Genomic DNA, 23,014 nt, shown 5'->3' with positions numbered 1-23,014 from the left:
GGCGAATTCGATACATCTTTTGATGGATGAAGAAGGATTAGTAGAGCAGGTATTGGGTGCGGCGCTGGCGGAAGGTGTCAAGCTCGCGTTGCCAGGATCTGGCGATGGTGCGGGGATCTTCGTTGTTCTTGAGCGCGAGAACGGTGTTGACGCTGACGAGGAGCCGATCGGCGCGCGTGAGATCGAACTGCTGCGGATAGAGCCGGCGGATGGCGGAGATCATCTCGATGCCAAGCTCGGGTGAGTCGAGCAGATCGCGATCGGTGAGGGTGAGGTGGACGGCGGGAAGGGTTTGACCGTGGTAGGGAAGGCGGTTGGCATCTTCGGTGATGGTGACGGTAGATGCGGCGAAGGTGACGCCGGGGATGTTGCGGGCCGTGAGAGCGGAGGCGAGCGTACTGGCGTCGAAGAAGGGTGCGGCGATGTTTTCGAAGGGTGTGGCGGTGCCGCGACCGACGGAGACGTTGGTGAACTGAAGGAGCTCGACGCCGGGGTAGAGGGTAGCGGCGGTGACGCTGCGCAGGTTGGGGCTGGGGTTGATCCAGGGGAGGCCGGTCTGGTCGTAGTACTGCGAGCGACGCCAGTTTTGGAGCGGGATGACGGTGAGCTGCGCGTTGAGAGGAACCTGGACGTTAGGTGAGGTTCCACCGGGCTGGCGGCGTTCGCCGTTGATGTAGCGGGCCAACTCGCCCAGCGTCATGCCGTGGCGGATGGGCAGCGACATGTAGTTGGTGTAAGACTCGCGGCCCTCATCGGAGACGGGGCCCTGAACTTTTTCGCCGCCGATGAGGTTGGGGCGGTCGAGGACGATGATCTCGAGGGAGTGACCGAGTTTCTTTTCTGCGGAGGCGGCTTCGAGGAAGTAGCCGGTGACGGCCTCGTAGGTGTAGAAGCGGACGCCGGCGTCCTGGAGGTCGATGATGACGGCGTCGAGGTCTTTGAGCTGGTCGTGGGTGGGACGGCGGGACTCGGGCTTGGCTCCGTAGAGGGAGGTGACGGCGATGTGGGTGGTGGGATCGACCTCACCGGAGATGCCGGTCTCGTCTTTGGTGCCGAAGATGCCGTGCTCGGGGGAGAAGAGCGATTTGAGCTCGACGCCGGGAACGGATTTAGGGGCTTCGGTGGCGACGAGGTCGATGGTGCGGTGGCCGTGGGCGTCGAGGCCGGTCTGGTTGGTGAGGATGCCGAGGCGGAGGTGGTTGTTGTGGCGTTGCGCGGCTTCGGCGAGGGCGGCGTAGCGGGTGGATTCGAGGACGTCGATGCCGGTGAGAGTTTGAGCTTTCTCTGGCGCTGCGGACGAACTACTGAGATTCTTCGCTTCGCTCAGAATGACGGTTGTTTTTGGCTTGATTGCATTGAAGGTCTCGAGGCCGAGGGCCTTTGCGGCGGCGGTGGCGACTTGTCCGCGCAGGGCGGAGATGGGCGGGTTGCCGCGGGGGTGAACGGCGTTGGCGAGCAGGACGACGTAGGTGTTGGAGCCCGGGTCCATCCAGAGGGTGGTGCCGGTGAAGCCGGTGTGACCGAAGCTACCGATGGGGAAGATGGAGCCGCGGGGGCGGGAGAAGGCGGTGTTAATGTCCCAGCCGAAGCCTCGGGTGGCGACGCCCTTGGTGGGCTGTCCGTCGGGAGTGAAGATGGTTGCGCCGTCCTGCGCGGTGGCGGGCTGCTCGGGCTTCGTCATCAGTTGCAGCGTGGATTGCTTGAGGGGGAAGGGACCCTTGTTGTGGACGAGCTTCTCGAGGAGGGCATCGGCGTAGAGCGAGACGTCGTGCGTGGTGGAGAAGACTCCGGCGTGTCCGGCTACTCCGCCCATGCGGCGTGTGGTGGGGTCGTGGACGGTTCCGCGGAGGAGATGGTCGAAGTCAGGGTTTAACGAGGGGTTGTCTTTTGATTCGTCATCGTGGGCGGTGGGAGCGGTGTTAGGAATCCAATGGTCACGAGGCCATTGATCCCCCTTGCAGCGCTCTATTCCATGTCCTCCTTCGTTGGTCAACAAGCCTTTCGTATCGGGCATAGTTCCGCAAGCCTGACCCATCGGGAGATATCGAGTGTGTGCCATCTTCAAAGGAGTGAAGATGTGCTGTTGCGCATATTCATCAAGCGACTGACCTGAGAGCTTCTCTACAAGTGCGCCGAGGGTGATGAAGTTGATGTCGGAGTAGACGAACTTCATCCCTGGAGGATTGTCGAGCGGGGAGGCCATGGCGCGGCGGATGCCTTCGGCCTTGTCTGGTGTAGTGAGACCCCAGGGGTCCTTGAGAGAGACGTCGGGCGGAAGGCCGGAGTAGTGGGTGAGCAGCTGGCGGATGGTGACTTTGTCTTTTCCGTTGGCGGCGAAGTCGGGGAGGTATTTCGCGACGGGGTCGTCGAACTGGAACTTGCCCTGTTCGTAGAGCTGCATCATTGCGGTGGCGGTGGCGAGGCATTTGGTGAGCGAGGCCATGTCGAAGATGGTGTCTTCGGTCATGGGCTCGGCGGCGGTGCTGCCGTTTGGGCTGGGTTCTCCTTCGAGCTTGCGGTTGCCGTAGGCCTGGTGGAAGACGACCTTGCCGTCGTGTCCGACGACCACTACGGCGCCGGGAAGCTTGTGCTGCGCGATCGCGTCGTTGATGAGGGTGGAGACTGGAGTGAAGTCCGGAGACGGTTCGGCTTTGCCGGTGCCAACCTTGGCGGCGATAAAGCCGTCGCGAAGATGGGGCACACGGTTTTGTGTGAGGAGGATAGACTCCTGCGCCTCGCTGCGGATTGAGAACGAGGAGAGCAGGGCGAGGATGAGCGCTGCAACGACGGCGGGCTTTCCGTCGGTGATGGCGCGGGGTTTCGGCAGGAGCTTGCTGGCGATGTAGCCGACGAGGAAGGTGACGATTGCGCCGATGAAGACGTACCAGGTCCAGGCGACGCGAGGAATCGTGGTGTCGCCGAAGAGGGGAATGCTGGAGAGATGAATGGGGCCGGGTTGCAGCCAGAGCGCTATGTTGAGGGCGAAGCCGACGATGAGTCCGACGATCGCACCGGCCTCGGTGGCCTTGCGGGTGAGCGTGCCGAGGAGGAATACCCCCAGCAGAGCGCCGTAGGCGACGGAGGCGATGGAGAGGCCGATCTCGACGACGTGGCCCTTGCCTCCCGCATGGATGCTGTAGACAGCGATAGCGAAGAGGACGAGTGCCCAGAGAACGGTGGAGGAGCGGGAGATCATCATACGTTCACGGTTGTCGGCTTCGGGACGCCAGTGCATGTAAAAGTCTACGACGGTCGTCGAGGAGAGTGAGTTGAGGGCGGCCGAAAGATTGGACATGGCCGCCGCCAGGATGGCTGCGATCAGCAGACCGGCGATGCCGATGGGCATCTCGCTGACGATGAAGGAGGGAAAGAGCCGGTCGGGGGCGATGTTTTGGACGGTAGATCCACCGTAGAAGACCCACAGGCCCGCGCCGATGAGAAGGAAGAGCGTGAACTGTACGAAGATGACGACTCCGGAGGAGAGCAGCGCGAGGCGCGATTCACCCAGGTTGCGGGCGGCGAGCAGACGCTGCACCATGAGCTGGTCGGTGCCGTGCGAGGCCATGGTGAGGAAGCTTCCGCCAAGGACGCCCGCCCAGAAGGTGTAGGTCTGGGTGAGGTTGAAGGCAAAGTCGAAGATGCGGAACTTGCCTGCGGCCGCGACCGCGGTGTGGATGTGCTGCCACCCTCCCGGGACGTGCGTTCCCAGGGTGACGATGGCGACGACCGTTCCGGCGATGTAGAGGATCATCTGGATTACGTCGGTCCAGATGACGGCGGTCATGCCGCCTTCGAAGGTGTAGAGCAGGGTAAGCGCGGAGATGATGGCGATGGAGAGGACATCTCCGGTGCCGATGGCGATGGCGATGACGATGGAGACCGCGAAGACACGGACGCCTTCGGCGGCGGCGCGGGTGATGAGGAAGAGACCTGCGGTGGTCTTATGAAGCGTTCCGCCGAAGCGTTGGTCGATGAGCTGATAGGCGGTGAGCATCTCGCCCTGGAAGTAGCGCGGGAGAAAGAGCGCGGCGACGACGATGCGGCCGATCATGTAGCCGATGACCACCTGGAGGAATCCGAAGTCGCCGGTGAAGGCTACCCCGGGAATGCTGATGATGGTGAGGGTGCTGGTTTCAGCCGAGACGATGGACAGGGCGATAGCCCACCAGGGAACGCTGCGGTCGGCGAGGAAGTAACTCTTGAGCGAGCGCGAGGCGGTATCCTTGCCGCCGCGGAAACTCAGGCCGAACAGAGTAATTCCAACAAGATAAGCAACGATCAGGACAAGGTCCGGGAGATGAAGGTGAGACACCGAAACAACAGCGGGCATGACAGCGAGTTTATAGCGAAAGGCAGAGAAAGGGCTGCGAAGAAATCGGAAGCAGCATTGAGAACGCCTCGTCCGGGGAGATTTGTACGAGAATGTGAGGATGGACTGCGTAAGGATGGACAAGTGGCTTTGGGCCGCCCGCTTTTTTAAGACACGCGCTCTGGCATCCAAGGCGTGCGAGCTGGGAAGGATTGAGGCGCGAAGGAGCGGCGGAGTCTGGCAGCCGGTGAAGGCGTCTCGCGACGTGCATGCGAGTGAGATGCTGAAGGTGAAGAACGACTCCGGCGAGTTCGAGGTGGAAGTGCTGGGACTGAGCGAGGTTCGGGGACCGGCTTCGGTGGCGCAGGGACTCTATCGTGAGACGGACGAGAGCAAGGAGCAGCGACGGGCGCTGGCAGAGGCTAAGAAGGCGGTACCGGCGTATGAGTCGACATGGGAGAGCGGGCGGCCTACGAAGCGGGATCGCAGGGTGATGACGCGGCTTCGAGGGCGGTAGGCTTTTGTCCCTGGTCTGAGTGGAATCGACGAACTATTTAAGTGCTGCAGCGTATTGAGTTCTGTAAGCTGGCTGCGTTTAGAAAGATTCCCTTGGAGATCCACCATGAATCGATGCGTAACTCTGGCAGGCGTGTGCGCTTTTCTTGTGGGGCAGGTAAGCGCGGCGCAGACGGTGTCCCCGGATGTGCAGCGGCACATCGACAAGGTTGTGGGGTGTCTGCACGAGCCGGTGATGGCGAAGGGAGATCCGTGCATCTCGCTGGAGAAGCGCATGGAGGCGATGCATGTTCCGGGTGTGAGCGTTGCTGTGATTCATGACGGAAAGCTGGAGTGGGCGCGCGGTTTCGGGGTGGCAAAGGTGGGAGGGCCTGCGGTCACTGCCGGGACGATGTTTCAGGCGGGGTCGATCAGCAAGCCGGTGGCGGCGATGGCGGCGCTGCGGCTGGTGCAGCAAAAGAAGTTGGCGCTGGATGAAGATGTAGAGAAAGAGCTGGTGGAATGGAAGCTGCCTTCGAGCGAGGCGGCGCATGGCAGACCGGTGACGCTGCGTGAGCTGCTGACGCATACCGGAGGCACGACGGTGCATGGCTTTCCCGGCTATGCACAGGATGCGCCGGTTCCGACGCTGGTGCAGGTGCTGGATGGAGAGAAGCCTGCGAATACGCCTGCGATTCGTATCGAGACGGAGCCGGGTACGAAGTGGAACTACTCCGGCGGCGGCTTCACGATCATGCAGGCGACGATGATCGATGCGGCGAAGGAGCCGTTTCCCAAATTGCTGCAGGAGAGTGTGTTGGCGCCGATGGGGATGAAGCACAGTACGTATGAGCAGCCGTTGCCTGCGAGGATGGGGCCGGCGGCTACTCCGTACAACGCGGACGGCACACCGGTGGCGGGTGGAGCGCATACGTATCCCGAGATGGCTGCGGCGGGTTTGTGGACGACGGCATCGGATCTTGCGCTTTACGTGATGGAAAATCAGCAGTCGCTTAAGGGCAAGGCGAACCACGTGCTGTCGCAGGTGATGACGAAGGAGATGATGACGCTCGGCATGGGGAGCTGGGGGCTGGGCGTCCAGATCGGTGGCTCGGAGGCGGATCGATACTTCATGCACGGCGGGGTGAATGCCGGATTCGAGGCTTTGTTTGTGGGGTACGAGAATCACGGCGACGGCGCTGTGGTGATGACGAACGCGCAGGGAGGATCGCGGCTGGCGCAACAGGTGATGCAGAGTATCGCGGCCGAGTATGGCTGGCCGGATTTCAAGCCGGTGGTTCGTACGGAGGTAAAGCTGGACCGCAGCGTTCTCGAGAAGTATGTGGGGACGTACGAGCTGGGCCCGAAGTTCAGCCTGACATTTACGCTGGAGGGCGACCAGTTGATCTCTCAGGCGAGTGGACAGCCGGCCGTGCCGGTGTTTGCGGAGTCGGAGACAAAGTTCTTCACGAAGATGATGAATGCGGAGATCGATTTCGTGAAGGACGATAAGGGCGAGGTGACGGGGATGGTGCTGCATCAGGGAGGACGTGACATCAACGGCCCGAGGAAGAAGGAGTCAACCCCGAACGGGGGAGCGTGACAGAATTCACAGGATCGAAGAAGAGTGAGCCGCGCTCTGCGATAGTCTGCGATGAAGGAGAATCATCATGCCACTTCCGAACGACGAAAAGTTGATTGCTCTCAGCGAAGAGATTTTGAAGGAATTCGAGAAGGTCTTTGGACCGCACCCAGGGTTTAGACCGGCGCATGCCAAGGGAACGATGCTGACCGGTAGATTTACACCTTCGAACGAGGCAACTTCGCTAACGCGGGCCCAACATGCGACGCAGGCCTCGACGCCGGTTACGGTGAGGTTCTCGAATTCGACCGGGATTCCGCTGCTCCCGGATAACGACGCGAACGCAGACCCTCGCGGGATAGCGATCCGGTTCAACCTGGCGGAGCATGTGCACACGGATATCGTTGCGCATTCGGCCAATGGGTTTCCGGCGACGGATGGTGCGGGGTTCCTGGAGTTTCTGCGGGCTGTGACGCAGGAGGACAAGGCAAAGGTTCAGGAGTTTGTGGGAAGCCATCCGAAGGCACTCGCATTTGTGCAGTCGATTACGCCGATGCCGGTGAGCTTTGCGCAGGAGAGGTACTTCGGGCTTACGGCGATGAAGTTCACGAACAAGGATGGAGTGACCCGGTTCGGAAGGTACACGATCGTTCCCGAGGCTGGAGAGGAGCATCTGAGTGCCGATGCGGCTGCGGGTAAGGATGCGAACTACCTGTTCGACGAATTTACGGAGCGGATTGGGAAAGGGCCGGTCAAGTTCAAGATTACGGTTCAGGTGGCGGAGGACGGCGACGTGATCAACGATGCGACGGTTCACTGGCCGGCGGATCGCAAGGTGGTGGAGCTGGGCACGATTGAGCTGACGCAGCCGGTGGCCGCCGACGCGCGGGAGCAGAAGCAGATCATCTTCGATCCGATTCCACGTCTCGATGGGATTGAGCCTTCGGAGGATCCGCTGCTGGAGCTGCGCGCGGCGGTGTATCTGATCAGCGGACGGAAGCGGCGGTCTGCTCCTGAACCGACTGAGTAGTTTTGTCGAGGCGGAAGGGGCGGCCTTTTTTGGGCGGCCCTTTTTCGTTGGCTCAGGCGATTCTGCGGCGCTATCGGCGAAATACTGCGATTCTTCGCTTCGCTCAGAATGACGGTTTGTAGGTTGGCAGAATCGCGGCTTGTGAGCTGGCGGAATCGCGGTTTGGGAGGTTCGATTACGCGGCGGCGATCTTTTGTGTCAGGTCGTCCTGCTCCTTGCGGGATTCGGCGCCGATGGTGAAGGCGTCGAGGACACCGGTGGAGAGAGCGTAACGGATGGCTTCGGCGGGACGGTCGCGGAGGTCGCCCTGGCCGAGGATCTTCATGCCGACGATGCCTTTGCCATCGGCGCGCATCTGCTTGATGACCTTGAGGACGGTGGAAGGATCGGCGTCCATGTGGGATCCGATGGGGTTGAGGCGGACGAGATCGACCTCGACCCAGGGCGAGGCGGCCGCGGCGCGGAGGGCTCCGATGGAGTGGCAAGAGACTCCGTGCGCGCGGATGACACCCTTCTGCTTGGCCTCGGAGAGTACGTCCATGGCGCCACGGTAGCGCGTGGTCCAGTCGCTTTCGGTGACGCAGTGGATGAGGACGATGTCGATCATCTCGATGCCGAGCTCGCGGCGGTAACGATCGAGGCCGCGCTTGATACCGGCGGGATCGCGGATATCGGATTTGGTCATGACGACGACCTTGTCGCGAGGGAGTTGTTTGAGGGCACCGGCCACGTTGGGATGGCTGCCGTAGGAGTCGGCGGTGTCGAAGAAGCGCAGGCCGTTGTCATGGTAGCCGTCGAGCAGAAGCCGGGTGAAGGGATTGTTGCCGAGGCGGACCTGGTTGGAGGAGCCGCCAAAGCCGACGGTGCCGGTTCCCATGGCCAGGCGCGAGGTGCGGATACCGGTCTTGCCGAGGGTGACCTCGTCCTGGGCGGTGACCTTCTGCGAAAGAGGTTCGTGGCCGAGCGTGGCGGCGGGGGAGTTGGTGGCGAGCCAGGCGGCTCCGAAGCTTTTGGCGGAGCGGCGAAGGAAGTCTCTCCTTAGCATGAGGCACCTCACTTGCGCCTTAAGATACGCCCTGGCGGCGCAGGGTGGCTACGGGGGAGGGTGAAATTTGTTGCTGCATTTCTCAAAAACATCAATGAAGTGGGACGAGCTGACGACGAACGCCTTACCTGCTGTTGACATCCGATTCTGAAAAGAAAGGTATTTTGGTAGAGGAGGAAGAGATCTCGATGAAATTGACCAGTAACAGCTTTAAGGGCGGAGCGGCGATACCCGGTGAGTTCGCGTTTGCGGTGGAGGACGTGAAGAACCACGTCTCGTTGAGCAGCGACCGGAATCCGCATCTGGCGTGGAGCGACGTGCCTGAAGGGACAGAGTCGTTCGTGTTGGTGGTGCATGATCCCGATGTGCCGAGCAAGGCGGATGATGTCAATCAAGAGGGCAGGGAGATCCCGGCCGATCTGCCACGAGTGAACTTCTATCACTGGATCCTGCTGGATATTCCTTCGAACTTGCGAGAGATTGCGGCAGGCAGCCACAGCGACGGAATCACTCCGCATGGCAAGCGCGGGCCTGCCGGGCCGGATGGGATGCGACACGGAATTAACAACTATACGCAATGGTTCGCGAGCGATCCGGCGATGGAGGGGGATTACTTTGGCTATGACGGACCGTGCCCTCCGTGGAACGACTCGATCGTGCACCACTACGTCTTCACGCTGTACGCCCTGGATCTTGAGAGGGTCGATGTGGATGGAGAGCTGACCGGCGAGAAGGTTCTTGGAGCGCTCAAGGGACATGTACTGGCCCAGGCGAGCCTCACGGGAACCTATTCCCTGAATCCCAAGGTTTCCGCACCCAGGTAGACCTGGATAACACGGGAATCGGCGGCAGAGAGAATCGCAGACTCTAGCCGCCGAGTCCCTGACTTCGCTCTCGGAGGTGCGATCCGGCCGTAGTTTTCGGGTTCTGGATTTCTGCAGATCGATTGCTGCAGATCGCAGAGGAATTCCATCGCGATGTTTCGAGCCCGCTCGCGAAGCAGGGGCTCCCCCGGAGGTACATTTTTCAGGACCGACATGCTGAGGCCAGCAAATGGTCGGTACACTTGAATGCGTAGATGAATTTGTTGTAAAAGCACTCAAACTCCAAGGACTCCGCTGATGAAATTGTTGTTCTCCGCTGTACTGTCGGCCCTCTTTCTACTTCCTGTTGCTTCTCATGCGCAGATTGGTATCTATCTAAATCCGGTTGCTACGCGGGTCAGCAACTCGCAGGCGGACACAGGCCCCTTCGCATTTCTTGGCGAAGGCACCACCTCGCGAACGTTCTGGGGCGTGAACATGGGAGGGTATTACGACTTCGCCCACGGAAAGAATGTGGACGCGGGAATCGACATCCGCGATACGACCGTAGGTGCGAACAATGCCCGAATGAACAGCTTCCTGGTGGGTGTGCGGGTGGTTGCCAAGACGCTTTCTCCTTCCTGGCGGCCCTATGTTCAGCTTTCCGGTGGCGTAGGGACGACCAGAGCACCCCATACCTCCATACGTATCAACCGGGCGCGATATGGCATCTTCGCAGGAGCCGATTACAAGCTGAATCGATTCATGGACCTGAAGGCGTTCGAGATTGGATACGGCTCGCTGACGACGGTCAGCAATGCCGCGGTCGGCAATACGACGACATCCTACCCTGCCTCGAACCTGTTTGAAGCGAGCGCGGGACTGGTCTTCCGCATCCGGTAATCGCTCTAACGCAGAGAAAGCCGCATCTTCACCGGGTCGCGTGGGCGGAGAGTGATCTTCGCCTGCGGGACAGGTGGTGTTGAGCCCAGATATGTCATACGCCAGCGCTGCGCGATGGTGGCGATGGCGAGCACACCTTCCATCCACGCGAAGCTTTCGCCGATGCACTGGCGCGAACCTGCTCCAAAGGGGAAGTAGGTGAAGCGGGGGCGCGCGGCTTTCGCCTCGGGAGTGAATCGGTCAGGATCGAAACGCAGGGGGTTGGGGTAAAACTCCGACGTGCGGCTAACGATGTACTGGCTCATGAAGAAGTGCGCGCCCGGTGGAATGCGATAGTGCCCAAGTGTGACGGGCTGGTTGGACATGCGACCCATCGCCCACGCGGGAGGATAGAGGCGCATGGATTCGGCGAAGACCTGTTCGGTATAGCGAAGTGAGGGGTAGTCGGCGAGCGTGGGAAGGCGGGAATGATCGCCGGTGCCAAGGACATGATCGACCTCAGCGTGCAGCTTCGCTTCGGCCTCGGGATTCTGTGAGAGGAGATACCAGGTCCAGGCAAGAGCGTTGGCGGTGGTCTCGTAACCGGCGAGAAAGATGGTGAGGACCTCGTCGCGAACCTGTTCGTCCGACATTCCGGTGTGGTGGCCGGAGGCGTCCGCCTGCTCGTCGCGGCTGCTGATCAGCATGGAGAGCAGATCGCCTTTGTCGACGCCTTCTCGCTTGTGCTCGGCGATAAGGCGATTGACGACCTGATCGAGTCTTGCTTTGGAACGCCGAAACTTCATCACGCCGGGTATAGGGAGGTGGAGGACGCTCTCCATCCGGGGAAAGGCGACGAGGAAGTTATAGAGGTCCATGATGGTGTTGACTTCGTCGTTGATGCGGCGGATGTCTTCGGTGACTTCGGTCGCGAAGAGGGTTCGCGCGACGATCTCGAGGGAGAGGGACATCATGGCGGCAGAGATATCGATGACACCTCCGGGCTGCCACTGTGCAGCGTGACGGGCGGCGCTGGAGACGATCTCCTCGGCGTAGGCTGCGATGCGCTGGCGGTGGAAGGCAGGCGCTACGATGCGTCGCTGGCGGATGTGAATGGGATCGTCGGAGGTGATGAGGCCTTCGCCGAGAAGGATCTTCATGCGGCGAACGGTGCGCTCCTTGACGAAGGAGGCGGCCTGGGTGACGAGCACCTCGCGGATGTAGTCGGGCTCGTTCAAAAAGATGATTGGCGTGCCGAGAAAGCGATAGTAGGCGATGGAACCGTAGGTGCGATGGAGGTATTCAAAGAGACGAATCGGCTCGCCGAGCTTTACCCAGGGCTTGAAGGCGTAAAACTGAAGCGAGTGCGGGAGGCCGGGAGGAAAGTTCCAGTCGGTGCTGCTCGAGCGGTCCATCGTGGATTAGATGACGGCAGCAGGGATTCGCGCGGAGACGATCTCCCGAATGCGGGTCGCGATGTGGTCGATGGCGGAATCGTCGCGGATGGCGGCGACGCGGTGTGGCTCGCGTGAGGCGATGGTCTCGTATGCCTGGTAAATCCTGCGATAGAAGTCATCATCTTCGCGCTCGAAACGATTTTCGTCGGTGCCTTTTTGCTGAGTGTTGCGCTGATTGCGGCGACGGGCGCGATGGAGAGAACCTTCGAGCGAAGGCAGAAGCAGGAGCGTGAGATCGGGCTGCAGGTCGTCGCAGACGGCGCGATGCATGGCGAGGATGCGTTCGGACCCAAGGCCCCGCCCCGCACCCTGGTAGGCCTCGGAGGAGTCGGTGTAACGGTCGCAGAGGACGATGGCGCCGGAGGCGAGAGCGGGAAGGATGATCTCGTGAATGGACTGGGCACGGTCGGCGAACATGAGCGCCATCTCCGCGAGGGGGGCGATAGGGCCGAGGGTCGCCTCGGAGCGGGAATCGAGCAGGATGGAGCGGATGCGGTCGCCCAGAGCAGTGCCTCCGGGCTGGCGGAGGGTGACGACCTTGTGGCACTCGGATTCGAGCCAGGCGGCGAGGCGGCGGAGCTGAGTCGTCTTGCCGGAGCCGTCGAGGCCTTCGAAGGTGATGAAGTAACCGCGTGACATGCTTCAAGCTTATCGCAGTGAGAACATGGCACATCGGACTCGCGGAAAAGCGCCGGAACAAGAGATGTTTCCGGCGCTTTTGCTGCGAAGAGGAATCGAGGCTACTCTGACTTGTCGATGCTCTTGAGATTGGCGGCTGCGTAACGTTCGCCGGCAATTTCGTCCTGCGGTACGGCAGCTTCCAGTTCAGCGATCTCTGCGTCTGAGAGCTTGATATCGGCTGCGGCTGCGTTTTCTTCGAGGTACTTCCTGCGCTTGGTGCCGGGGATGGGGGCAAGGTCTTCTCCCCTGGCAAGGACCCATGCCAGAGCGAGCTGCCCTGCCTTGACGCCGCGACGATCGGCGATGGCGCGTACACGATCGACAATCATCTGATTTTTGTCGAAGTTTTCGCCGGCAAAGCGCGGATAGCGTTGGGCACGAACGTCTCCGCTGGGGAGGTCGCTTGGTTTGGTGATGCTGCCGGTGAGGAAGCCGCGGCCTAGCGGCGAGTAGGGAACGAAGCCGATGCCAAGCTCACGAAGGGTTGGCAGGATCTCAGCTTCGACGTGACGTTCCCAGAGGGAGTACTCGGTCTGAAGCGCGGTGATGGGGTGAACCTTGTGCGCGCGGCGAATGGTGGCGGAAGATGCTTCGGAGAGTCCGAGATACTTCACCTTGCCGGCCTTCACCAACTCAGCCATCGCGCCCACAGTGTCTTCGATGGGGACGTTGGGATCGACGCGGTGTTGGTAGTAGAGGTCGATGTAATCGATGCCGAGGCGCTTGAGGGAGGCGTCGCAGGCAGACTTCACGTACTCGGGCTTGCCGCTGATCTCCCAATAAGAGGGGTCGTCCTTCTTGCGGATGTTCGCGAACTTTGTCGCGAGAAAGACTTCGTCGCGGCGGGGCCGGATGGTTTTGCCAACGAGCTCTTCGTTGTCACCGATGCCGTAGGTGTCCGCGGTGTCGAGGAAGTTGATGCCGAGGTCAAGTGCGCGAAGGATGGTTGCGGCTGATTCTTCGTCGTTGCGCTCGCCGTAGAACTCGCTCATACCCATACAGCCGAGTCCCATGTGGGAGACGACCGCGCCCTGTGATCCAAGTTTGATGTGTTGCATGCTCATGCTTCGGTTAGACGGCTGTGATGAGGTGGGCGTTTCATTTTCTGTATGACCGCGAGAGAAAGGCTAGTGGATGGCGGTGCTGTTCTGCCATTGGATTCCGCCGGGCTGAATGATGATCCGGAGCGGGCCTTCAGCGCCTTCATTGAGATGCGGGCCCTCGGACTTCTGTTCCTTGTTCGCGGGGTCCGTGTAGGTGAGTTTGAGCTTACCCTCTCCCAGGACTTTGAAACGGTAGTGAAAGTCGGCTCCGGGAGCGAGAGCCTGGGTTCCGAAGCTGGCGCTGGGGTAATCAACCTCGATGAGCGTGACGCGCTGCTGGGTCTGGTTCGAGACGGTGGCTTCGACGTAAGGGGAATGACAGCCGGCAAACAGAAGCACGGGAAGCAGCGCGAGAGAGCAGAGGGAAAGACGCATACAGGTTTAAGCGTAACAGCCGGTCTGCCCGGAGAGGGCTGAAAGCTCGTCAGGCAAAGAACGAAGACGAGCGTTCCAGAATGCGGGCGGTGAGAACAACTCCCGTACGGGAGTCGTGAAGGGTGATCGGAAAGGCGAGCACGCTCCAGGTCACATTCTGCTCGCCGTGCCGCGGAAGAGCGAGCAGGCCGCGCCGGGTGCGGTCGATATAGGTTTCGCGAGTCTGGGCGACGGTGCGGAGGACATCTCTCCAGTCGCGCATGAGAGTGGGCATCTCATCGAAGACGCAGCGGCCCGGAAACCAGTCGCGGGTCTGGCCGAGATACTCGGCTGCAGCGTCATTGCAGTAGAGCCATACGCCATGGTCGTCGAAGATCTGGACAAGGACGTCGGAGCCGATGGAGAGGGATATGCGCGAGTAAAAGAAGTCGCGTGCATCCACGACGACAGGGGATCCGAGGCGCTTGGCCTTGAGCGAACTGAGAGCGGAAAGGAGATCGTCGATGGAGCTGTACCCCTTGAGCAGGTGCATATCCTCGGCCCCGCCGAAGTGACGCTCCAGGGTTGCCGACAGGATGATGATTGGAACCTGGGGACGGTTACGGCGGAGGTGCGAAGCGACCTCGGTGCCAAACCGACCCGAGCCGAGGTGGTAATCGAGCACGGCAATGTCGATATTGTTGAAGGCCTCGGTGGCTTCCTCGATGGTGGAGGCGGGAACGCAGCTATAACCGTGCTGGCGAAGAATAGCAGTTCGGAGGTGCAGATTCGCAGGCTCGTCGTCGAGCAGCAGAACGCGGACGTCTGGGTTACTGTTGGACACACTCGTACCGTTATCTGGTGGTTCGCCAATCATAGCGATAGGATGCAAAAGATTACACTTTGGTCAACAACTTGTTGCATTTTTCCCAGGCTGAAGACCTACGATTTGGCTGAACCCTTCAAGCCACGGAGGAGCTCGGGAAGGCGATTCATCAGGGCCACGACGCGAAGCCACTGTCGATTATCGATCGCGGGATAACCACTGACGACCTTTCCGGGCTCGACATCCCCGGGAATACCGCTCTGGGCCGTTGCGATCACTCCATCGCCGACGGTGCAGTGACCAGCTACCCCAACCTGTCCGGCGAGAATGACCCCTTTGCCGATCGTGGTCGACCCGGCGAGTCCGACCTGGGCGCAGAGCAGGGTATTGGACCCCACGGTCGAGCCGTGTCCGACCTGGACCAGATTGTCGATCTTCGTCCCGGCGCCGATGCGGGTTTCGCCGATGGAGGCGCGGTCGACGCAAGCGTTGGCCTGGACCTCGACCGAGTCTTCGAGGACGACGGGGCCGGATTGCAGGATCTTGTACCAGCTCCCATCCCCCTGGCGTGCGAAGCCGAAGCCGTCGGCCCCCACAACGGCTCCGTTCTGAAGGACGACGTTGTCGCCCAGCCTGCAGTGTTCGCGGACGACGGCATGGGAGTGGGCAAACAAGTTTTTTCCGGCCTGTACGTGGGGGTAGAGGACCGCGTGCGGCAAAAGGACTGCATTATCGCCGAGGATGACGTTGTCTCCGATGACAACGTAGGCTCCAATGTGGGCATTTGCGCCGATCTTTGCGGACTCGGAGATAACTGCCGTGGGATGAATGCCTGGGGCATAGACAGGGGGCCGGTAGAAGACTTCGATCGCGCGTGCGAAGGCAAGGTAGGGATTGCCAATGCGCAGGGTGGCGGCGGAGATCTCGGCAAAGTCAGGTTCGACGAGGACCGCTCCCGCCCTGGTACTGCGGGCCAGAGCCGCATATTTGGGATTGGCTACGAAGGTGACATCGCCGGGGCCGGCAGTCTCGATGGAGGCAGCTCCTGTGATGACAACGGAGGGATCGCCCCGCAGGGTGGCTCCGAGATGCTGAGCGAGATCGACGAGCTTCATGGAGGGATTTTATAGGGCTGGCGGCAGGGAGGTATTTAGTTCGGCCTGGTATTTGGGGGAAGAGCACGGAAGAGGTCCTCTTGCAGCGAGATGGTCGAGGCGCCGGGAACGGGCTTCTTGCGCGAGGGAGTCGTGATGACGGCCAGCAGCTGAAGGTCGGCGATGGCGGAGCGCGGGATATAGATGCGCTGGGTATTGGAACGGACATCGGGAGGGATCAGGAAGAGCCCGGCGTCGTTGAGGACGTCATCGAGCAGAGCGACGTCCAGTGGGGCCAGGCCCTCAAACTGCTCGGATTCGGTGGACGGCGTGGAAAGGCCGCGGAATGTCAGGCGGAGCCACAGGCCTTCGGTACGTGGTCGAGCCAGAAAGGTGCGGCGGGTAAGACGCTCGGGGTTGAGGGTGTCGCTCAGATTGAAGTCGCGGACGTAACAGATATGTTTGATCTCGGAGAGCGCGATGGGAACGACGCGGCCGGAGAGATCGAGGAGATCGAGGACGCGATCCTTCTCCACGGCTCTCAGGCGTACAAACTCAGACAGGGGGAGATATCCGGGCAGGGTGTCACCGAAGAAGCGACGAACGATGACTTTTTTGTGCGCAGAAGACATGGAACTCCCTTGTGGCGGATTGTCGCACGCAGGATTGGGCTTATGCCGAAAAAGCTGCGCGGAGAGTAGTCAATTTACCAACGCTGTGTTACAGTCAGCTTTTGTGTCTCGGTAGTGGGACCTTTCTAAACGATTGATATTCCGTGGCTTATGCAAGCCCAAGTGCGCGGAGATCGCGTTTAAGACCGGCTTGGAGCGATTGCAACCGATATGGCCGATTATATTTATCTTTTGGAGAACCGCCTCTCGAAGGCGCAACAGAACGCACTCGAGATGGTACGCGAAGTAGCTCGTGCAAAAGGGCTTACCACCTTCCTTGTAGGTGGAGCCGTTCGAGACTTGACCAGCGGATCCCCTGTTCGGGATCTTGATGTTGCAGTTCAGGGAAACGCCCTTAAGTTAAAGAAAGATATAGAGAAAGCTGGCGGAAAGCTGTCTGGGGAGTCGGAGGCGACACAGGCCCTTTTTGTGGATTTTCCCGGCGGCGTTCGGATGGAGATCGGGTCGACGCTGTCGGCGGCTTATCCAAAGCCCGGCAAACCGGTCTACAAACCTGCCACGATTCTCGAAGATTTGCGCCGGAGAGACTTTACCGCCAACGCGATGGCCCTCTCCCTGAACCAGGGATCGTACGGGCTGCTGATGGATCCGCTGAACGGCGTAGCCGACATCGAGAACCGCGAACTGCGCCTGGTGAGCAACTACGGATTCATCGAGGATCCGGTTCGGATGATTCGGGCTGTGAGGTTGATGGCCCGTCTGGGCTGGCAGATGGACGAGCGAACGCGCAGCCGCTACGAGGCTGGCAAGGATGAGGGCTACATCTCGGCGATGTCGGCCTGGCAGCACGGCTATGAGACGGAGGAGATCTTCCACGAGGAGGATCCGCTGCGGGTGTTGGGAAGGCTGGAAGCAGAGGGGTGGATGAAGCACCTGAACCCGACTGTGGCTTCCAGTAAGGCCAACGCGGGGGAGATGGAAAGGCTCCGGGACGTGCAGTTGCAGCTCCAGATCCATGGCATTCATGCGGAATCGGCCGCGGCGAACTTCCCGCTGCTGACGGCGAAGATGGCCCCGAAGGATGTCGCAGAGTTGAAGAAGAGCTTCATCCGGCAGGGATTCGTGGAAGAGATCGAGGCGCTGGAAGCAGCCGGAAAGGCGTTTGGTGCGCAGCTCTCGAGCAAGGAGGCGGCTGCTCCGTCCCAGGCGTGGAAGCTGCTGCATGTGGCACAGCCGTCTGCTGTGCTGTGGGCGGCGCACCACGTAAAGGCGTCAGGAGTTCAGAACAAGCTGAAGAGCTTCTTTACCGACTGGCCGCAGGCGCGTCAGCGGATTCCGTACACACTGATGCAGGAGATGAGAATTACGCCGGACCTGCCAGAGTACGATGAGCTGGTGGAGAAGCTGTTCTTCGAGCTCATGGATAACCACCTGTCGACGGTGGACGAGCAGAGGGCGTTTCTCGAACCGTACTCTCCGCCCGCTCCTCCCCCTCCGGTGCACCTGCGTCGCGCTCGTGCGGCCCGGAAGGAATCCAAGGGTTCGAAGAGTCGCAAGAAGGCTGCGGCTGCTACGGACGAGCTGGAGGATGCAGTCTCGGCTGAAGGTGCGGCACCGATAGCGGATGACGCTTCCGCAGAGAAAGCCGCTCCCGCTAAAAAGGCGGCGAAGGCTCCATCGGCTGCGAAGAAAGAGGCCGTTGCGCCTGCCACGAAAGCGGCGGTGAAGGCTCCTGCTAAAAAGGCGGCTTCGGCGCCGGCGAAGGTTGTTGCAAAGAAGGCTGTGGCGAAGGTCCCGGCCAAGAAGGCTCCTGCCAAGCCCGTTCCCGCGAAGAAGACCGCCCCAGCCAAGAAAGCGCCTGCGAAGAAGCCAACGGCGGCCAACAAGACGGCCGTTAAGGCTCCAGTGAAGGTCGCCCAGAAGAAGGCTCCAGCCAAGAGCCCGGCTAAGACTCCAGCCAAGGCTCCAGCGAAAAAGGCACCCGCCAAGGCGGCGAAGAAGAAGCACTAAGTCAGGGAATCCGCGGCGGGTGGGCCGCGGATCTTCGCTCAACTACCGCTCACGGTAGCTTCGCAGAATAGTCATCACGGCTAGCACGAGCAGCCCCAGAGAGCTCAGGGCGAAGATCCATTCGCTCAGCTGGGTGACGGCGCTGAACCATGCCGGGATGGTCGCTCCCCGGTGGCGGATCCAGCTGAGAGTCTGAAAGATCATCGTGATCGACGCGATCAGTGAGAGCACGAACGCAGTCCCCAGCAGGAACCATGCGGCCCTCAGGGAGGAGCTTGAGCGGGTTGGCACGTTGGGCTCGTCCACAGGCGGAAGTGTAACGCAGCAGAGGGGTCAGCGCGACCGGCGCAGCAGGGTGACTCCGCTAAGAAAGATGCCCGAGGCTGTCACAGTCAGCAGCAGGATGGCATGACGGTAGGCGCGGCGAGTGGCGGGTGGGGTGGAGGCGGCATTGTCGCGGCACTGCGCGCAGCCCTGGCCGCAGGCATGAGGGGCAGCCAGCAGGAGTCCGGCGGTCAGAAAAATCAGTGCGATGTGGCGGAGAAACGTCACTGGAAGAATGCCAGCAGGGCAAAAAGTAAGATCCAGAAGACGCCCATGGTGTGCCAGTACCATCCGGTGCAGTCGACGAGGATCTGGCGGGTCTCCAGCTGCCGGGACAGGTAGAGCGTGAACAGGGAGACTCCCAGCGCGCCGATACCGAGGAAGAGGTGTATGGCGTGGGTATAGGTGATCAGGTAGAAGAAGTGGCTGCTCGGGTTGGAGGCGAAGAAGACGTGCTGCAGGCCGAGCTGCCTCCATGCCTCGGCCTGGCCGGCGAGGAAGAGCAAGCCAAGCACGGTCGTCGCGGCCAACCAGGGCAGGGCGCGTCGGGTAAGAGGCTTGCCCAGTCCAAGCCACTCGTCCATGACGTCGTTTTCCCGGAACATGGTCCGCCGGGCGATCTCCATCGTGACAGAGCTGAGCAGAAGGACGGCGGTATTCAGCCAGAGGATGGGGGGGATGGCCGTGGGAAGCCATTCGTTGATGTAGCGGTTGTAGGCGTCGATGTGGCTGCTTCCCTGGGCAACGAAGAAGGCGCTGACGATGGCGACGAAGAACATGGTGTCGCCCGCAAGAGCAAAGAAGAGACCGAGCCGAGCGCGGCTTAGCTTTTCCCGGGGGCCGCGGTTGCCCTGTGGACGATCGTTCCAGTTGTCGTTGTCGCCTCCGCCGCCAGTACGCTTGTCGTTAGGGGGACGACGGCCGTGTCCGCTGTCGTGGTCGTCGAGACGGCGTTTCTTTTCCCACTCTGTGTTGATCGGCGTAATAGTCGATGGCATGGCGGCCTCTTCGAAACGACCTTGATTATGACAGCTTACTCCCGTTTGACGTCAGGAATCGGGTCGTAGCTCCACTGAGGGAGGAAGAAAACTTCCCCGGTCGGGAGGGCTCCGTAGTCGCAGGGGGCCCGGAGAACATGTATGGGGTCGGATGCGTCAGAGTGCGAAGAGGGATGTAAGGCCGGATGCCACTCCAGAGTGGTGGCACGCCAGGGATTCGATGGAGCGGGGATTCGACGGCGCAAACTGAGGATGAGGTTTGCGAAGAAGACAACCTGCGCGGACGCCAGAAAGATCGCCGCATAGGTGATGTGGAGATTCAGTGGAATCGTTGAAGCGAGCATGTGGCCGGCTGCGTTGGGAATCTGGGTGAGCTGAGCATAATGGCGGGGCTCGCCGGCCAGACCTGTAAAGTGCATCGGCAGAAAGGTAGCGTACGCTCCCACGAGCGTCAGCCAGAAATGCCAGCGTCCGAGGCGCTCCGAGAGTACGCAGCCGCGATGGTGAGGGGTGGCCGTGAGCAGGGGAAACCAGTAATAGGTAGCACTGAAGAGCCCGAAGACGCCGGCCATCGCCATGATGAGGTGGAAGTGAGCCACCACGAAGAACGTGTTGTGCAGGTACTCGTCGAGGATCGGCTGAGCGAGAACCGGCCCGGTTAGTCCTCCGGTGATGAAGAGCGAGACGAAACCGAGTGAGAAGAGCATCGCGGCCGTGTAGCGTGGACGCGCGCCCCACGTGGTTGCGATCCAGCTGAGAACCTTGGCGGAGGCGGGCAGGGCAATGGCGATCGTCGTTACGGAGAAGGCCGTGCTCGCGTAGGGATTGAGTCCCGCGACGAACATGTGGTGTCCCCAGAGAAGGATTCCCAGGAGTCCGATCAGAAGCGTGGTATGGATCATGAGGCGGTAGCCGGCGATGCGGCGGTGGCTGAAGTTTGCCAGGACCATCGATGTCAGCCCCATGCCCGGAAGGATGGCGATGTAGACCTCGGGGTGGCCAAAAAACCAGAAGAGATGCAGCCAGAGCAGAGGGCTTCCGTTGCCGCGCGTATGGAGGACGCCGTTGACAAGATCTCCGGCGGGAAGGAAGAAGCTCGTTCCCGCATGGCGGTCGCACAGAAGCAGTAGGAGCGCGGCCAGCAGCACCGAGAAGGCGAGCACGCTGAGCAGAGCGGCGGTGAACCATCCCCAGACGGTGAGGGGAAGTCGATTCCACGTCATTCCCGCGCAGCGCATGCGAGCGACAGTGACGAGGGTGTTGATGGAGCCTAGGGTCGACGCAACAGCGAAGAGAGCGATCGAGACGAGCCAGAGATCCATCCCCGTGCCTTGTCCGGGACCGGCGGAGGCGACGGCGCTGAGCGGGGGATAGGATGTCCAGCCGGAGATGGCTGTGCCGCCAGGAACAAAGGGTGACGCAAGCAGGACACAGAACGCGAATGCCGTAAGCCAGAAACCGGCTGCATTCATTCGCGGGAACGCCATGTGGCGGGCGCCGATCTGCGCCGGCAGAATGAGATTGCCGAAGCCGGACTGCGGAGCCGTGGTGAGCACGAAGAAGAGCATGATCGTGCCGTGCAGGGTGACGAGCGCCAGGTAGTCCTCCGGAAGGATCGGACCGTGCAGGGGCATCGCCCACCCAGGCCAGACCAGGTGAATGCGCATCAGCAGCGAGAGCAGTGTCCCGACCGTGACGGCGAAGAGGGCGAGGACGAGATATTGGCGACCGATGACGCGGTGGTCGGTCGAGAAGAGAGAAAACGGGGGCGGGTGGGCGGCAGGGCCAGGATAGCGGGTCCGCGGCGTGGGATTCATGGATGGGCCGCTCTTTCTCTGGTAGCCATCCAGGTCCGGAATTCGTCTCCAGCCAGGATGCGCAGATTGGCGTTCATGCGGTAGTGGCCCATACCGCACAGCTGGGTGCAGAGAATGGCGTAGGTGCCGGGGGTTGTAGGGATGAAGTGGATGTGAATCGTCTCACCGGGCACGGCATTTTGTTTGACGCGGAGCTCCGGGACAGAGAAGCCGTGAATGACATCCTGCGCGTGCAGGGTCAGATCGATCTCGCGGTCTGCGGGCAGGACAAGCTCAGAGGTGACCAGATCGTCGCCGGAGTGGGGATCGGCCGGGTCGATCCCGAGCGGATTGCCTTCAGGAGCGGAGGCGAGTTGTGGCCGGGTAGTTCCGAACGTGGCGTCCGGGCCGGGGTAGCGGAAATACCACGCGAACTGAACCCCGGTGGCTTCAATCTGCATCGCCTCAGGAGCGGCCCCGGTATAGCGGGAGTTGGCCCAGAGACGCTCGGCGCGAAGGGCGAGCGCGGAGAAAAGAACGGCGAGCACCGCCAGGGGAAGAAACTCAATCGTCCAGAGATCCCGGGGCCCGCTTGACCGGCGCAGGGAGAGACCGGTGAGCAGAAGTACGTGTGCTAGAGCCGCCAGACCGAGAATGATCCAGAGATTGAGCAACAGCTGCCGATCGAGCGCAGGCCCATGCGCGCTGGCATCGGTGGGAAGCAGCGAGAGCAAGGCGCTTGCGCTGGGGGCTGAGAACACAATCGAAGGATAACGCGGTAATGGGAATTAGCGCCCGGTGAGCCGCTGCCACCAGCTTTTTTGTGTGGGATCTTCGTAAAGATCGAGCGGTTCCATCTGCGGCGGCATCGGCTTGTCCATAAAGGCAGCCAGCGGGTTGGAGACGCAGAGCAGGTGGGCGTAGTCGGAGCTGTAGCGGTCGGCGACCAGCTCCATGGCCTCGCGCAGCTTTGGGGGGCGCGAAGTCACATTATGAGCGTCGGTTGCGAGGAAGTGCACCCAGCGCTTGGCCAGAAGCTCGTGGGCGATGCGCTGAGCGGTTTTGCCCATCTTGCCCACGACCGATCCCGCCGTAACCTGAATCAGGACACCGCTGCGGAGCCACTCCTTCACGCGCGACATGTCCTTCTGCAGCGTGAGATTGCGTTCAGGATGCGTAAGAATGGGGATCACGCCATCGATCTGCATCTGGTAGAAGACCTCGCCCAGAGTTGGCGGAAGAGCATGATCCGGAATTTCGACCAGCAGATACCCGCCTCCGTTGAGGGAGAAGCGGGTAGGTTCGTTATGGGCAAGCAGGATGTTGTCGTACGAGGTGTGAAAGTCACATCCGCGGCCGAGAGTGATGGGAATCTGCCGCTGCTGCAATAGGCGCTGCAGCTCGGCAATCTTGGCAGAGATTGCCTCGAAGTTGTAGTCGTAGTAGCCGTTGGCATGGGGTGTGCAGGCGATGTGAGTGATGCCGTCGTCGGCGGCCATCTGTGCCATCTCGAGCGAAAGCTCGAGGCTCGATGAGCCATCGTCCTGATCCCAGAGAAGATGATGGTGAATGTCGATCATCGCTTACTCAGTC

Annotated in this window: 21 protein-coding genes; 6 read left to right on the top strand and 15 right to left on the bottom strand. The window is 61.0% G+C overall.

Annotated features, from left to right (window positions below):
* Window positions 1-37 precede the first annotated feature (37 nt).
* Window positions 38-4,330 carry a sodium:solute symporter family transporter gene (locus BDD14_RS05195; RefSeq protein ID WP_130417872.1) on the bottom strand — a complete coding sequence of 1,431 codons (4,293 nt, stop codon included), beginning with the start codon at window positions 4,328-4,330 and terminating at the stop codon, window positions 38-40.
* 100 nt (window positions 4,331-4,430) lie between these two features.
* On the opposite strand from BDD14_RS05195, the gene BDD14_RS05190 reads away from it, so the two are divergent.
* From BDD14_RS05190 to BDD14_RS05180, 3 genes are all read left to right on the top strand, one after another.
* Window positions 4,431-4,826: an RNA-binding S4 domain-containing protein gene (locus BDD14_RS05190; RefSeq protein WP_130417871.1), complete on the top strand. Its 396-nt coding sequence runs from the start codon at window positions 4,431-4,433 to the stop codon at window positions 4,824-4,826.
* 105 nt (window positions 4,827-4,931) lie between these two features.
* Window positions 4,932-6,407 (top strand): serine hydrolase, encoded by a 1,476-nt coding sequence (locus BDD14_RS05185; RefSeq protein ID WP_130417870.1) that lies wholly within the window; start codon window positions 4,932-4,934, stop codon window positions 6,405-6,407.
* Between the two features lie 67 nt (window positions 6,408-6,474).
* Window positions 6,475-7,416, top strand: coding sequence for a catalase family peroxidase (locus tag BDD14_RS05180; RefSeq protein WP_130417869.1), 942 nt, complete (start codon window positions 6,475-6,477; stop codon window positions 7,414-7,416).
* A 175-nt stretch (window positions 7,417-7,591) separates the two neighbouring features.
* Here BDD14_RS05180 and BDD14_RS05175 read toward each other — a convergent pair whose 3' ends face one another.
* Window positions 7,592-8,461: an aldo/keto reductase gene (locus tag BDD14_RS05175; protein ID WP_130417868.1), complete on the bottom strand. Its 870-nt coding sequence runs from the start codon at window positions 8,459-8,461 to the stop codon at window positions 7,592-7,594.
* Window positions 8,462-8,649: 188 nt separating this feature from the next.
* Between BDD14_RS05175 and BDD14_RS05170 the strand changes: the two genes are divergently transcribed.
* Both BDD14_RS05170 and BDD14_RS05165 read left to right on the top strand, forming a co-directional pair.
* Window positions 8,650-9,285 carry a YbhB/YbcL family Raf kinase inhibitor-like protein gene (locus tag BDD14_RS05170; protein WP_130417867.1) on the top strand — a complete coding sequence of 212 codons (636 nt, stop codon included), beginning with the start codon at window positions 8,650-8,652 and terminating at the stop codon, window positions 9,283-9,285.
* Window positions 9,286-9,582: 297 nt separating this feature from the next.
* A complete protein-coding gene (locus tag BDD14_RS05165; protein WP_130417866.1) occupies window positions 9,583-10,167 on the top strand; it encodes a hypothetical protein in 585 nt (194 codons plus the stop codon).
* A 5-nt stretch (window positions 10,168-10,172) separates the two neighbouring features.
* On the opposite strand, the gene BDD14_RS05160 is transcribed toward BDD14_RS05165, so the two are convergent.
* The 7 genes from BDD14_RS05160 to BDD14_RS05130 form a co-directional block, all read right to left on the bottom strand.
* A complete protein-coding gene (locus tag BDD14_RS05160) occupies window positions 10,173-11,561 on the bottom strand; it encodes a cytochrome P450 (protein WP_130417865.1) in 1,389 nt (462 codons plus the stop codon).
* A gap of 6 nt (window positions 11,562-11,567) precedes the next feature.
* Window positions 11,568-12,242: a dTMP kinase gene (gene tmk, locus BDD14_RS05155; RefSeq protein ID WP_130417864.1), complete on the bottom strand. Its 675-nt coding sequence runs from the start codon at window positions 12,240-12,242 to the stop codon at window positions 11,568-11,570.
* A 101-nt stretch (window positions 12,243-12,343) separates the two neighbouring features.
* The gene (locus BDD14_RS05150; protein ID WP_130417863.1) at window positions 12,344-13,342 is read right to left on the bottom strand and encodes an aldo/keto reductase; all 999 of its coding nucleotides are present in this window, start codon (window positions 13,340-13,342) and stop codon (window positions 12,344-12,346) included.
* A gap of 69 nt (window positions 13,343-13,411) precedes the next feature.
* Window positions 13,412-13,762, bottom strand: coding sequence for a hypothetical protein (locus tag BDD14_RS05145; protein ID WP_130417862.1), 351 nt, complete (start codon window positions 13,760-13,762; stop codon window positions 13,412-13,414).
* A gap of 49 nt (window positions 13,763-13,811) precedes the next feature.
* Window positions 13,812-14,585 carry a response regulator gene (locus BDD14_RS05140; protein WP_341273293.1) on the bottom strand — a complete coding sequence of 258 codons (774 nt, stop codon included), beginning with the start codon at window positions 14,583-14,585 and terminating at the stop codon, window positions 13,812-13,814.
* A 98-nt stretch (window positions 14,586-14,683) separates the two neighbouring features.
* Entirely contained in the window at window positions 14,684-15,682 is a 999-nt protein-coding gene (gene lpxD / locus BDD14_RS05135; RefSeq protein ID WP_130417861.1) for a UDP-3-O-(3-hydroxymyristoyl)glucosamine N-acyltransferase, read from the bottom strand.
* Window positions 15,683-15,717: 35 nt separating this feature from the next.
* Window positions 15,718-16,293, bottom strand: a complete 576-nt coding sequence (locus BDD14_RS05130; RefSeq protein ID WP_130417860.1) for a DUF6982 domain-containing protein — start codon at window positions 16,291-16,293, stop codon at window positions 15,718-15,720.
* Between the two features lie 210 nt (window positions 16,294-16,503).
* Here BDD14_RS05130 and BDD14_RS05125 point away from each other — a divergent pair, with 210 nt between their 5' ends.
* On the top strand, window positions 16,504-18,303 hold the full coding sequence (locus tag BDD14_RS05125; RefSeq protein WP_130417859.1) for a CCA tRNA nucleotidyltransferase: 1,800 nt from the start codon (window positions 16,504-16,506) through the stop codon (window positions 18,301-18,303).
* Between the two features lie 42 nt (window positions 18,304-18,345).
* Here BDD14_RS05125 and BDD14_RS05120 read toward each other — a convergent pair whose 3' ends face one another.
* The 6 genes from BDD14_RS05120 to BDD14_RS05095 are packed head-to-tail and all read right to left on the bottom strand — an operon-like array spanning window position 18,346 to window position 23,001.
* A complete protein-coding gene (locus BDD14_RS05120; RefSeq protein ID WP_130417858.1) occupies window positions 18,346-18,594 on the bottom strand; it encodes a hypothetical protein in 249 nt (82 codons plus the stop codon).
* 42 nt (window positions 18,595-18,636) lie between these two features.
* Window positions 18,637-18,855 carry a copper resistance protein CopC gene (locus tag BDD14_RS05115; RefSeq protein ID WP_130417857.1) on the bottom strand — a complete coding sequence of 73 codons (219 nt, stop codon included), beginning with the start codon at window positions 18,853-18,855 and terminating at the stop codon, window positions 18,637-18,639.
* A complete protein-coding gene (locus BDD14_RS05110; RefSeq protein ID WP_130417856.1) occupies window positions 18,852-19,625 on the bottom strand; it encodes a cytochrome c oxidase subunit 3 in 774 nt (257 codons plus the stop codon). The genes BDD14_RS05115 and BDD14_RS05110 overlap by 4 nt, the downstream gene beginning before the upstream one ends.
* 35 nt (window positions 19,626-19,660) lie before the next feature.
* Window positions 19,661-21,442, bottom strand: a complete 1,782-nt coding sequence (locus tag BDD14_RS05105) for a cytochrome c oxidase subunit I (protein ID WP_130417855.1) — start codon at window positions 21,440-21,442, stop codon at window positions 19,661-19,663.
* Window positions 21,439-22,182, bottom strand: a complete 744-nt coding sequence (locus BDD14_RS05100; RefSeq protein WP_242617746.1) for a cupredoxin domain-containing protein — start codon at window positions 22,180-22,182, stop codon at window positions 21,439-21,441. Before BDD14_RS05100 ends, BDD14_RS05105 begins: the two co-directional genes overlap by 4 nt.
* A gap of 27 nt (window positions 22,183-22,209) precedes the next feature.
* Window positions 22,210-23,001 carry a tyrosine-protein phosphatase gene (locus BDD14_RS05095; RefSeq protein ID WP_130417853.1) on the bottom strand — a complete coding sequence of 264 codons (792 nt, stop codon included), beginning with the start codon at window positions 22,999-23,001 and terminating at the stop codon, window positions 22,210-22,212.
* Window positions 23,002-23,014 lie beyond the last annotated feature (13 nt).

Source organism: Edaphobacter modestus (genome assembly GCF_004217555.1).
GTDB classification, from domain to species: Bacteria; Acidobacteriota; Terriglobia; order Terriglobales; family Acidobacteriaceae; genus Edaphobacter; species Edaphobacter modestus.
This window is presented reverse-complemented; position numbering and strand designations above follow the sequence as displayed.